General features: G+C 67.7%; 9 protein-coding genes, 4 tRNA genes and 1 pseudogene. 9 read left to right on the top strand and 5 right to left on the bottom strand.

Annotated elements, in window-relative coordinates:
• Together NL1_RS39025 and dusB are read right to left on the bottom strand one after the other, a co-directional pair.
• Nucleotides 1–710, bottom strand: a pseudogene (locus NL1_RS39025) (LCP family protein); the annotation flags it as partial.
• A 252-nt stretch (nt 711–962) separates the two neighbouring features.
• The gene (gene dusB, locus NL1_RS15960; RefSeq protein ID WP_067840179.1) at nt 963–2,105 is read right to left on the bottom strand and encodes a tRNA dihydrouridine synthase DusB; all 1,143 of its coding nucleotides are present in this window, start codon (nt 2,103–2,105) and stop codon (nt 963–965) included.
• A gap of 194 nt (nt 2,106–2,299) precedes the next feature.
• On the opposite strand from dusB, the gene NL1_RS15965 reads away from it, so the two are divergent.
• Nucleotides 2,300–2,950: a hypothetical protein gene (locus NL1_RS15965; RefSeq protein WP_084510638.1), complete on the top strand. Its 651-nt coding sequence runs from the start codon at nt 2,300–2,302 to the stop codon at nt 2,948–2,950.
• 86 nt (nt 2,951–3,036) lie between these two features.
• On the opposite strand, the gene NL1_RS15970 is transcribed toward NL1_RS15965, so the two are convergent.
• Nucleotides 3,037–4,002: an acyl-ACP desaturase gene (locus tag NL1_RS15970; protein WP_067840282.1), complete on the bottom strand. Its 966-nt coding sequence runs from the start codon at nt 4,000–4,002 to the stop codon at nt 3,037–3,039.
• Nucleotides 4,003–4,928: 926 nt separating this feature from the next.
• A tRNA-Lys gene (locus tag NL1_RS15975) sits at nt 4,929–5,001 on the bottom strand.
• A gap of 849 nt (nt 5,002–5,850) precedes the next feature.
• Between NL1_RS15975 and NL1_RS15980 the strand changes: the two genes are divergently transcribed.
• The 8 genes from NL1_RS15980 to NL1_RS16015 all read left to right on the top strand — a co-directional run bounded on the left by NL1_RS15980 (nt 5,851) and on the right by NL1_RS16015 (nt 10,792).
• Nucleotides 5,851–6,516 carry a TetR family transcriptional regulator gene (locus tag NL1_RS15980; protein WP_067840180.1) on the top strand — a complete coding sequence of 222 codons (666 nt, stop codon included), beginning with the start codon at nt 5,851–5,853 and terminating at the stop codon, nt 6,514–6,516.
• A gap of 94 nt (nt 6,517–6,610) precedes the next feature.
• Nucleotides 6,611–6,683 (top strand) — tRNA-Glu (locus NL1_RS15985).
• A 29-nt stretch (nt 6,684–6,712) separates the two neighbouring features.
• Nucleotides 6,713–6,786, top strand: a tRNA-Asp gene (locus NL1_RS15990).
• A gap of 60 nt (nt 6,787–6,846) precedes the next feature.
• Nucleotides 6,847–6,923, top strand: a tRNA-Phe gene (locus NL1_RS15995).
• 395 nt (nt 6,924–7,318) lie between these two features.
• Nucleotides 7,319–8,872 carry a ComEA family DNA-binding protein gene (locus tag NL1_RS16000; protein ID WP_067840182.1) on the top strand — a complete coding sequence of 518 codons (1,554 nt, stop codon included), beginning with the start codon at nt 7,319–7,321 and terminating at the stop codon, nt 8,870–8,872.
• 10 nt (nt 8,873–8,882) lie between these two features.
• Nucleotides 8,883–9,578, top strand: coding sequence for a HEAT repeat domain-containing protein (locus tag NL1_RS16005; protein WP_067840184.1), 696 nt, complete (start codon nt 8,883–8,885; stop codon nt 9,576–9,578).
• A 69-nt stretch (nt 9,579–9,647) separates the two neighbouring features.
• Nucleotides 9,648–9,830 (top strand): hypothetical protein, encoded by a 183-nt coding sequence (locus NL1_RS16010; protein WP_067840186.1) that lies wholly within the window; start codon nt 9,648–9,650, stop codon nt 9,828–9,830.
• Nucleotides 9,831–10,072: 242 nt separating this feature from the next.
• Nucleotides 10,073–10,792 (top strand): polyprenol monophosphomannose synthase, encoded by a 720-nt coding sequence (locus tag NL1_RS16015; protein ID WP_281180828.1) that lies wholly within the window; start codon nt 10,073–10,075, stop codon nt 10,790–10,792.
• Between the two features lie 90 nt (nt 10,793–10,882).
• On the opposite strand, the gene NL1_RS16020 is transcribed toward NL1_RS16015, so the two are convergent.
• Nucleotides 10,883–11,323, bottom strand: coding sequence for a DUF6069 family protein (locus tag NL1_RS16020; protein WP_067840189.1), 441 nt, complete (start codon nt 11,321–11,323; stop codon nt 10,883–10,885).
• Between the last annotated feature and the right edge of the window lie 54 nt (nt 11,324–11,377).

Raw genomic sequence — 11,377 nt, forward strand, 5'->3', positions numbered from 1 at the left:
CCGCCCGGTGCGGGCTTCGCGGGAGTGGCTTCCGGGGCCCGGCGTGGTGAGGCTTGCGTCCCGCTGCGCAGGGGAGCGTGCGGCGCACCGCGCTGCGGGCCCTCAGGGGCGTTGTGCGGCGGAGCCTTCGGTGCACCGCGCTGAGCGGTCTCGTGCGCGTTTCGCTGAGCGCCGTCGCTCGCCCGTTGTGGACCGTCAGCCGCGCGGCGCTGTGGACTCTCGGGCGCACCGCGCTGTGGACTCTCGGGCGCTCCGCGCTGTGGACTCTCGGGCGCTCCGCGCTGTGGACCCTCCGGCGCGCGACGCTGTGGACTCCCGTGCGCTCCGCGTTGTGGACCCTCGGGCGCACCGCGCTGCGGGCCTTCGGGCGCGCGGCGTTGCTGCGGAGCCGGTCCCTCGGGCGCGCGGCGTGCTGCGGTGGGATCTGCGGGGTGGACCGGTGCTGCGGGACCCGGCGCGCTCTCCGCGCGGCGATCGGGGCGGCCACCGTTGTCTGCGCGGCGCCTGCGGCCGATGCGCTCGCTGTCGACCTTCTCGACCAGATCCTGGACCGTCAGCGGCGTGGAGCCCGCGTCGGCCGCCGCTTCGGTGTGCCGCGAGCGGCGGGACGTCCGCGCGCCGTCGCGTTCGGGGTTCTCCTCCGTGGGATAGCGCTCCCACGGGGCGCGACCTCCGGGCCCTGGCGCACGCCCGTGCCGATCGTCACCCACCAACGAACCTCGCTTTTCCGTCTTTGCTGCCGCCGGCGCCGAGCTCGAACCAGCATGACCGATTTCGCCAATGATAACGATTCCGCCACGGCGGGCCAGTCCGGAGCGAGATCGAATACGCCGCAAAGCCGTTTGCAATTCGCTGTTGTTCGGTAACCGGATGGTAGCGAAATCAGCGCCGAAACAGCCGTTACCAGGCCGGTTCCGGCGTGTGTCGGTTTGCCCGTGCCGATGGCGTCGTGTTGTGCTCGGTCAGCCGCCGCTGTGCATCACGTCGGCCGCCGTCGGCACGGCGGGATCATCCGGATCGTCGAGCCAGCCGTGCGGCAGCGCGACCTTGCCGGGCGAACCCTGCCGCCCGCGCGGTCCCTCGGCGTCTTTCGGGAACGGTGCGGCCGGTTCGAGCTTGCCGATCAGGTCGCCCAGTTCGGTGAGACTGGACACGGTGGCGAAGGCGCGGCGCAGATCCGCACCGACCGGGAAGCCCATCAGGTACCAGGCCATGTGCTTGCGCAGATCGCGCATGGCCTTCTCCTCGCCGAGGTGTTCGGACAGCAGCGCGCCGTGCCGGTACAGCACCTCGCCGACCCGGCCGAGGTTCGGCGGCTCCGGCAGTTCCAGGCCGCGCAGCGCCGCCTGCAGCTCGGCGAACAGCCACGGCCTGCCGAGGCAGCCGCGACCGACGACCACGCCGTCGCATCCGGTCTCCGCCATCATGCGGACCGCGTCGTCGGCGGAGAAGATGTCGCCGTTGCCCAGCACCGGGATGGTGGTCACCGCCTCCTTCAGCCTGGCGATGGCCGACCAGTCCGCCTGGCCGGAGTAGCGCTGGGCGGCGGTGCGCGCGTGCAGCGCGACGGCCTTGGCGCCCTCGGCCTCGGCGATGCGGCCTGCGTCCAGGTAGGTCAGGTGCTCGTCATCGATGCCGATGCGGAACTTGACCGTCACCGGCACGCCCGCAGGTTCGGCGGCGCCGACCATGGCGCGCACGATCCGGCTGAACAGTGCCCGCTTGTAGGGCAGGGCTGCGCCGCCGCCGAGGCGGGTCACCTTCGGCACCGGGCAGCCGAGGTTGAGGTCGATGTGATCGGCCCAGCCCTCGCCGACGATGATGCGCACCGCCTCGCCGAGCGTGGCCGGGTCGACGCCGTAGAGCTGCATCGAGCGCGGGTGCTCGTCCTCGTCGAAGGACATCATGTGCAGCGTCTTCTCGTTGCGCTCCACCACGGCGCGCGCGGTGATCATCTCGCACACGTAGATGGAGGTGGCGCTGCCGAACTCGCGGCACAGCTTGCGGAAGGCCAGGTTGGTGATGCCCGCCATCGGCGCGAGCACCACCGGTGGATCGACCGGATACGGCCCGATCCGCAGCGTGGCCGGCGCTTCGGTAGTCATCGTCACGCGTTCCAGTGTCTCATCAGGGCGTGCTCGGTCCGGCGGCGCCGTCGCGTGACGTGCGCTGATTCACTGGCCAGGCCGGGGAAGCTCTGGGTTCCGGTCAGGCGAGGCAACACCTCGACCGCGGCGGAATGCGTTCGACGGCTTAGTCTGGGACAGTCACCTGTATCCACACGACATCGGAGTATCCATTGCCAGCCGAGGACATCGAATCGGGCACGCCCGACGAGGACAAGGCCGCCGCCACGGAACAGCGTGAGAACACGTCGGACGTGCGCGTCGAGAAGAAGGACGATCCAGCCCCCGCCCCGAAGTCCGGCGCCACTGTCTCCATCCCGGTGTCGTCGGTGCTGTGGGGAGCCGCCGTCGGCTTTCTCGGCGTGCTGACCGTACTGTTCGCCGTCCTGTGGTGGTCGGCAAAGAGCGATCTCGACGAACAGAATCAGCGAGCGGCCGACGACCGCCGCGCCGAACAGGTCGCCACCGATTACGCGGTCGGCGCCGCGACCGTCAATTATCAGGACATCAATGCGTGGATCGGCAAGTTGAAGGCCAATACAACCCCGCAGCTTGCGAACAAATTCGACGCGACGGCGCCCAAGCTGGAGCAGATTCTGGTCCCGCTGAAGTGGACCTCCACCGCCTCGCCCATTTCCGCCAAGGTCGTTTCCGGGGACAACGGCGTCTACAAGGTGAATGTCTTCGTGAACGTCAGTTCCACGAATGCGCAGAGCCCCGAGGGCGCGCAGACCACGGTCACCTACAACGTCACGGTGGACGAGAACTCCGACTGGAAGATCACCGATGTCGGCGGTACCGACGGCGCATTGCCGTTGAACTGACATTGCCGTCGAACTGAATAGCGGCCGGACAAAAGGGCGCCGCCGCCGGAATGATTCCGGCGGCGGCGCTTGCTTTTAGCGATTCATCACATCGCGGCGGCACCGGCGAGTTCGCGCTTCTTGGCTTCGCGGGCCAGCATGCGGTCGCGCTGCTCCTCGAACTTGTCGACGTCCTTGCTCAGCTTCTCCAGGAAGTTGCCGAGCCGCTCGCGGACTTCCTCGCCGCGCGCGGTGAAATCATCGCGCTCGAAGATGTTCCACTTCTTCAGCACGGGCTGCACCACCTCTTCGAGGTGCTGGCGCAGGTCGTAGATGCCGTGCTTGGCCATCAGCACGCCGTTGCGGCGGAAGTTGGGCATGCCGGCGCCGGGCATCTGGAAGTTCTCCAGGATCAGCGTGATGGCCTCGATGGCCTGGTCGGGCGCCAGGTCGAGGGCCGCGCCGCACATGTTGCGGTAGAAGATCATGTGCAGGTTCTCGTCGGCGGCGACGCGCTGCAGCATGCGGTCGGCGATCGGGTCGTCACAGACCTTGCCGGTGTTGCGGTGCGAGACGCGGGTGGCGAGTTCCTGGAAGGTCACGTAGGCCACCGAGTGCAGGAAGCCGGCGTCGGCCTCGGTGGGGGAGGCGAAGCCGTTGGTCATGTGGACCATGCGGGCCTCTTCGAGGGCGACCGGGTCGACGCCGCGGGTGACCACCAGGTAGTCACGCATGACGATGCCGTGCCGGTTCTCCTCCGCGGTCCAGCGCCCCACCCAGGTGCCCCACGCGCCGTCCATGGAGAAGTTCTCGGCGATCTCGCGGTGGTAGGAGGGGAGGTTGTCCTCGGTCAGCAGGTTCGTGATCATGGCCGCCTTGGCGACCTCGCTCAATCGGGACTGCTCCGGGTCCCAGTCGACACCGCCGAGTGCCGCGAAGTTGCGGCCGTCGTCCCACGGGACGTAGTCGTGCGGATGCCATTCCTTTGCCAGGGAGAGGTGCCTGTTGACGTTTTGTTCGGCAACCGGCTCCAACTCCGTGAGCAGCTCGAGTTGAGTCAGATCCCTTGCCATGTAATAGCCCTTCATTGAGTGCGTGCACGCTTGCAGGTCGTCCCCCCGGGTAGACCGTGCTGATGCGGCCATACCTTACGGCACCGTAGGTGTGATGCGAAGCGCATACAGCGGACAATCGGTGCCCGGTGATGCACTTCATACGTCGTCATTGACGGTCGGCGCACCAAACGAGTGTAAGCCGCGTCGAGCTTTGCGTCCGGTGACAGAAGACACGTAGGCCCGCAGCGATCTGTCTATCGCTGCGGGCTCGATGGCGTTAGCTCACCGTGGCGCGAACTCGGTCTCGCAGCTTTTGTCGCGGAGCGCGGTGCCCAGTTCGCCGCCCACGAGGGTGGCCCCGCACCTTGTCCAGCGCAGCGCAGGGCACGCCGGGGCCGGTCGCCTTCTCGACCGGCGCCGCCCCGATCGCGCCGCTCTCGCTTGCCGCTGCCGCCCTCTTGGGATGCCGCCGAGGTGAGGTGCGCCGATCACGCCGCCCGACGAGAGGGCTTGCGCCTGCGGGGTGGTCGCAGTGCCGCCCGCCTGCTCGGCCGAATAGTCGACACGATCTGTGAGGGTGGGCAGCAGCTGGGCCATCACCTTCGACCGAGCCCGGGTCGCGCTGGTCCGGGGGCGCCCCCTCCTGTTGCGCGTTCGGCCTGCGCGCCCCCGAATGGGAGCTGGGGCGCGGTGGCCTCGTCGACATCGAGCTTTGCGTGATCCGGGCAATCGGAACATTGGAGGGCAATTCGTCGAAGGAGTCATCGGCTCCGCTTCTTTCGACGGATGCTCCGGGTCTGCCGGTGACGCACTCGGGATAGGGGAAAGCCGCTCGGAGTGTGGGTTTCGCGGTTGCTGCAGAGAAGCGCAATACCCCGGCGAGAACGGCGCTACTCCGGAAACGCCGCAGGCGCCCGGAGCGATTCCGGGCGCCTGCGGCGGTGTGCCCCCAGTAGGGCTCGAACCTACGACCTGCGGATTAAAAGTCCGTAGCTCTACCAACTGAGCTATAGGGGCGCGAAGGGCAAGTGTAGTGCGCTGTGTCCGTATCGCCCAACTGGGGCGGCGGCTGGTCGGCACGCGCGGGGTTCGGCGGGTGGCGGTCGTGCGCGCGGCACGGTTCGACGCGCGCCCGCGGGTGCGGTAACAAGGGAAGCGTGCGCGGCGATGCTGCCGGTAAACATTTGGCACCCAGCTTTGTTCATTCCTCCGATACCTGGATATCATCCAATCATGTTGGCTTCCAGGGACTTTGGATTTACAGAGGGCGGGAGACCGAAGCTCGGGGGAGCGCGCGGGCGGCGCGGGCGGTGGTCGCGCGGAGGGCGGACGGCCGCCGAGCCTGCCGGTCGGCTCGGGTGAACGGCGCTGGCATGCTGGCGAATTCGGAAATCCGGCATGCGCACGATTCTGATTGCGCAATGTTTGCTGTAACAGATATCCGAACTCGGCGGCTACCTGACTCTTCGGTTTGCCGCGTGTCGGTACGCGTTTCCGGGTACGGTGACGCCTTGGTGAATTCCGGAAGAATCGCCGCCACGCCCGGCGAACTGGAATTCGGCTTATCGTTGTTGTGCCCGAACGTGTCGCGACCGGTACGGCCGATCGTGGCGAACAAGGAGTCGATGCCGCAGGAGGCTGATCCGAGACGAGTTTGCCCGGGTGCGCACCCCCTGCGGCGCACCCGGGCAGGCAAACTATACCAGCTGGTGTGTTTCAGGTTTTTCGCAAGTTTTCGTACCGAAAGTTTGAAACTGGGCGAAAACCCGGTTTGAAGTATTGATAAAACTCATAACTTCGCGTCAAGGGTTCGTTCCTATGGGGGGCACCGATTGGCGGCGAGTAGGCTTCGGAGGCGTTTCGAGCATGGCACGGCAGCAAGAGCGGGCCCGCCGGACACGTGCGGCGATTATCAGGTCCGCCGCCGTTGAGTTCGGGAAGAGCGGCTATGCCGCTGCATCGCTCAACCGCATATTGGAAGGTTCACGCGCGACCAAGGGGGCGATGTACTTCCATTTCGATTCCAAGGAAGATCTGGCCCGCGCGGTACTGGAAACGGCGGTGGAGCGGTATCGGTCCTCGGCCGAACGCTGGCTCGCCAGAACCGATCTCGGCCCGCTGGACACCCTGCACGGGATGATCGACGAGATGGCACTGCGGCTGGAGCACGACATCATCGTGCAGGCGGAGTACCGCTTGATCATCGAGCCGGACTTCTACCGCGACGTGCAGACCGGCGGTGGTCGCATCCTCGGCCGCGCGACCAGGGTGCTGGCCGTGCGTGCCATCGAGCACGGGCAGCTGCGCGCTGACGCCGACCCAGACCGGTTCACCAGAACGCTGGCCGCCGGCCTGGCGGGGCAGCGCTACATGCTCGACCTCCTCGGCGGCGCGACCGATCTGCGCTCGCGCTTCCGGGAGGTGCTCGAGGTGGTGGTCGAGTCGATGTCCACCCCGGAGTGGGGCGCCGCGTTCCGGGCCGACGGGTGGCGGGCGTCCGCCCGGCTGGAAGAGCTCGGTCTGGGCCTCTGACCAGCTGATTTGGGAAACTCGGCGAGACTGTCATAAGCTATGCGAGCTCCCAACGGACACCCGTTGAAAGCCGGTCCGGAGAGATCCGGGACGAGCCCCCTTCGTCTAGCGGCCTAGGACGCCGCCCTTTCAAGGCGGTAGCGCGGGTTCGAATCCCGTAGGGGGTACGGTCTTCGGATCGTTGGAAGCACAGCAAGGCCCTGTGGCGCAGTTGGTTAGCGCGCCGCCCTGTCACGGCGGAGGTCGCGGGTTCGAGTCCCGTCAGGGTCGCAAGTAGGGGCGCCGGAGAAATCCGGCGCTTCGCGTATGGCATTCGGAGCGAGTGCCTGCGGCCAGGTAGCTCAGTTGGTACGAGCGTCCGCCTGAAAAGCGGAAGGTCGCCGGTTCGATCCCGGCCCTGGCCACCACATCCCCTCGCCGATCCGGTGGGGGGATTTTTCGTTTCAAGCTGTTGGCGCCATATGGGTAGTGGCCGGAGTGTGACATGGGTCTCCTCGGCGCCCGTGGTCGTCCGTAATGTCTGGGTCGTGTGGAGTATCGCCGCCCTGTCTGTTGTCAGTTGTGTCCTCATCGCCTACGGCTTCGCGGTTGGCCTACCGAAGGATTGAGCCCGGTGCGGTGGATCGGTCACTCCGCGTCCCCGCGCTGAAGAACCCGCTGTGTACTCGCGCCCACTGTGGCGCGTCTCAGGAAGACGGGTGGTCGACTACTCGTTCGGGCCGCCCCCGGCCTCCCTACCTTTGGATCACGTCGAATGCCGACCCGGTGTCGGCGAGACAGCACAGATCCCGGAGGTGTGGAGATGGACCACGACAGGGGAGCGGGACGCGTCGCGCGGAGGTCGGAACTCACGGCGGCGCGGCATCGTCTCGGACTGGACGTGCCCGCGCCGGTCGACCTGAATCAGGCGACTGTCCGCGAACTCGGAAATCAACCCGCGATCGGAAAGACGTTGGCGGGGAGGATAGCTCGGTGGCGGAAGGGCCGGACCGTGCGAACGCCCGCGGATCTGTTGCACGCGGGTCTGATCACGTCGCGGCGTCTGCGCGAGCTCGAGCACGTCGCGTACGGTGACGTGCCGGTGCGGCCGATGGTCACCGGCATCGAAGGCCCCTCGCACATCTACGTCGGCGAGGAGTTCGCGGTGGACGTCCGGTTCCGCGGCGGCATCGTCGCGGCGGCGATTCTCTCGCTCGACATCAGGTTCCCGTCGGGCGCGATGCGGCGCGCGCACTTCCGGCTCACGGTGGAGGAGATCGAGCGCGGTGCGATCACGGTCGGCGGCATCGTCTCGGGCGAGTCGGGCGAGCTGCACGTCTACGCGACGCTGCGGGATGCCGACGGCGGCGTGCACGAGTACGTGACGAGTTTCGGCGTGTTCACCAGGAATCCCGTCCAGATCTTCGTCACGCCAACGTACTTCACCCAGTCCGGGGTCGCGGGTGCGCCGAAGTTCGACTTCGGTCAGCGTCGCTGGTACTGCTACGCCGACGTCCGCTGGGTGAACGGCGAGAACCGGCCGGTCGATCTCGGCCGTGCCGTCACGGTACGGATGACCAATAGCGGTACGGAGATCGGCACGTTCACCTTCAACCTGTCGAGCAACGTCGTGATACCGGCACGCTCGACCGTCTACGGGAGCTGGCACACGTATCACGACGAGGGCAGTGCCGCGTTCAATGTGTTCCACGCCAAGGGCGATCTGACCTACACCTACAGCATGAGTGGCTCCGGATTCACGCCGACGCGCGCGCAGGTGTGGCGGACGATGCGCACCCTCGGCTACAACATCATCAGGGTCGGCGATTTCACCCAGGCCGAGCGCGACGAGTATCGCCGCGCCGCCGCCGACATCGCCTCCGGCATCTTCCGATCCCGCGATATGACAGTGCACGGCGTCGAGCTCTACCGGATCGAGGGCACGCCGGAGATGGACGCGGACAGGGCGCGGTTCCGCTTCATCGACAGTCAAGACGAGATCAACCAGCTGCGCAGCAGATACACGGTGGACAACTGGTATCTGGACGTCTTCTTCGTCGAGGGCCGCTGGGACGGCGCGTTCGGCAGTTCGCCCACCGACGGTCCCGTCGACAAGCAGGGCGACGGCAGCGGCCTGGTCCTGCGCAGGGACGGCGACACGGTGAATCTCGGACAGACCTTCGCCCACGAGGCCGGGCACTACCTCGGCCTCGAGCACGCCGACGAAGAGGACGGGTGTGCCGACACCGATCCCGCCTCGCCGGACATCGACGACAACTTCATCTTCTCGGCGTCGCGCCGGGACAGCGACGTGATCACCGGCTGCCAGATCAATCGGATGCGCAAGCACGGCTTGGTGCGCTCGGTAACCCCGTAGGGAGACAAACATGGACAAGCGTGACTTTCCGTCGGATCGTCCGGTTCCTTCCGAGCCGGCCAACGGATCGGCCGACGGCGTCTACGACGAGCCGCTGCCGCCGCGGGCCGCCGACGTGGGGCCCGAGGGGAACTGGACCGCGGGCGAATCGGATTCGCCCGCCGATCTGCGCCTGCGCGTCGAGCAGTTGCTGCTGCGGCGCGAACCGCCGGCCGCCGATACGTGGGAAGCCCTCGGCCCCGACGCGGCCGGATTGCTCGTGCGGATGATCGACGATCCCGCGATCGGACGCAGGCCCGCGCTGCGCGACCGGGTGATCGCGACGCTCGGGCAACTCGGTGTGCTCGGCGCGATTCCCCGGCTCGGCGAGATCATGCTCGATCGCGCGGAGGGCGCGGCCACGCGCGCGCTCGCCGCCAACGCGACCGGTCGAATCGGCGCGCGGGAGGGGACGGCGACCCTCGCGCGGGCGGCGGGAGACAAGGACGAGATGGTGCGCAGGCAGGTCGCCTTGGCGCTGGGGCGCATCGGTGACGTCGACGCCGTCACGCATCTGCTCGCGCTCAGCACCGACTCGTCGGCGATCGTGGTCGAGGCGGCGCAGGACGGATTGCGCCGTTCCGCGGCCGACATCGAGGTCCCAGACCGGCCTGACGCGGCCGAACGCCCCGAGCCTCGGTCGCCCGCCCCCGAGAAGCATCGCTGACGTTCGATCGGTCCGGTCCGCTGCCCGAAACTGCGGGCCGGGTGGTCGGCGAAATGGGATGCTGGGGTCATGGCTGAACGGTGGTACTACTGCTTGAAGCACCAGCGTGCCGAGAAGGGACGCCAGTGCTGGTTCCGGGATCGGATGGGCCCGTACCCGGACCAGGCCACGGCCGAACGCGCGCTGGACATCGTGCGGGCGCGCAACGAACGCGAGGACGCGCGCGACCGCGCCTGGCGCGACGGCGACTGACACCCTGCTGCGCGACAACCGATTTCGCTCGCGAAGCCGGGCGGATCGGGCCGCCGCCGAACCGTCGCCGCAGGTCCGTGACTTGATCTTGGTCCGGGTCCCGGCGCGCAATACCCTTGACACCGCGTGCAGCCGCTCAGGCGCCCATCAGGTCCATCGAGTACGGTTTCTCAGAATCTTACGAGTGCTCGGTGGTCCAGCGTGGGCTGCGGGCTGGACCAGGTGAGCAGGGAGGGCGACCCTTGAGGGTTACCGTTGTTGTGCCGACCTACAACGAGCGGGAGAATCTGCCGGTTGCGGTGGAGCGGCTGACGGCGCTGCCGGTGCCCGACCTGCACGTTCTCGTCGTCGACGACAATTCGCCGGACGGCACCGGGGAGGTCGCCGACAAACTGGCCGCCGAACTGCCCAACGTGGTCGGCGTGCTGCACCGCACGGAGAAGGACGGTCTCGGCCGCGCCTACATCGCGGGCATCACCCGGGCGCTGGACGAGGGCGCCGACGTGGTGATCCAGATGGACGCCGACCTCTCGCACCCGGCCGAGGTGATTCCGGCCATGCTGGAGAAGCTGCGCGACACCGAGGCCGGCGTTGTGCTCGGCTCCCGGTACGTGCCGGGCGGCTCCACCGCCGCGGAGTGGAAGTGGTACCGCAAGGCGCTCTCGGCCTGGGCGAACTTCTACGTGAACCTGATCCTGCGCCTCGGTGTGAAGGATGCCACCGCAGGCTTCAAGGCGTGGCAGGCCGACACGTTGCGCGCCATCGATGTGGCCTCGATCCGGAGCAACGGCTACTCGTTCCAGGTCGAGATGAACTACCGCACGGTCAAGCAGGGCTTCGCGATCGCCGAGGTGCCGATCCGGTTCGAGGAGCGCACCCTGGGCGCCTCGAAGATGAGCCTGAAGGTGCAGCTGGAATCGGCGCTGATGCCGTGGAAGCTGCTGTTCGGCCGCTCGGTCTGATCGCCAGGCTCGGGCACCGCAGACGACAGCGCCCCGCCTCCGGAGAACGGAGGCGGGGCGCTGGTGCGTCCGGGGATCGCTCGGGCGGGTTCACCGTTCGGTCAGCTGCTTGCGCAGGCCCTCCATACTCACCACGATGACCGGCACCAGCACCACGTGCATGACCGACAGGGCCACGGTCGACGCGGTGTCGAAGGTGGCCGCGACCGTGGCCGCGATAGTGACGAGGGTCAGCGCCGAGCCGACCACCTCGGCCACTCGCAGCACGCCCACCCAGCGGTAGGACAGCAGCGCGGCGGCGGTCAGTCCGACCAGCAGCGGCACGGCGGACATGACGATGACACCGCCCGGCGCCACGTCCTGGGTGGTCGTGCCGTCGACCATGATGAAGGAGCCGCCCGCCGCAGCGCCGATCGACCAGACGACGAGATTGGCCAGCACCGCCGCGGCCACCGCGCCCAGGACGGCGACCGGGCGGATCAGTGCGGGGATCTGGATGGTGTGTGCGGTGGTGACGTGCGCGACGGACATGACGGTCTCCTGAGGTGAAGCTGTGATTTCGTTGTGAGACCTATCTTGGAACCT

It is taken from the genome of Nocardia lijiangensis NBRC 108240 (assembly GCF_001613045.1).
GTDB lineage: Bacteria > Actinomycetota > Actinomycetes > Mycobacteriales > Mycobacteriaceae > Nocardia > Nocardia lijiangensis.

Excerpts from the sequence above, each read along its gene's own strand:
- NL1_RS16005 (WP_067840184.1), top strand. The coding sequence starts at position 8,883 with ATGGACAAGCGTGACTTTCCGTCGGATCGTCCGGTTCCTTCCGAGCCG.
- NL1_RS16010 (WP_067840186.1), top strand. The coding sequence starts at position 9,648 with ATGGCTGAACGGTGGTACTACTGCTTGAAGCACCAGCGTGCCGAGAAG.
- NL1_RS15980 (WP_067840180.1), top strand. The coding sequence starts at position 5,851 with ATGGCACGGCAGCAAGAGCGGGCCCGCCGGACACGTGCGGCGATTATC.
- NL1_RS15970 (WP_067840282.1), bottom strand. The coding sequence starts at position 4,002 with ATGGCAAGGGATCTGACTCAACTCGAGCTGCTCACGGAGTTGGAGCCG.
- NL1_RS16000 (WP_067840182.1), top strand. The coding sequence starts at position 7,319 with ATGGACCACGACAGGGGAGCGGGACGCGTCGCGCGGAGGTCGGAACTC.
- NL1_RS16020 (WP_067840189.1), bottom strand. The coding sequence starts at position 11,323 with ATGTCCGTCGCGCACGTCACCACCGCACACACCATCCAGATCCCCGCA.
- dusB (WP_067840179.1), bottom strand. The coding sequence starts at position 2,105 with ATGACTACCGAAGCGCCGGCCACGCTGCGGATCGGGCCGTATCCGGTC.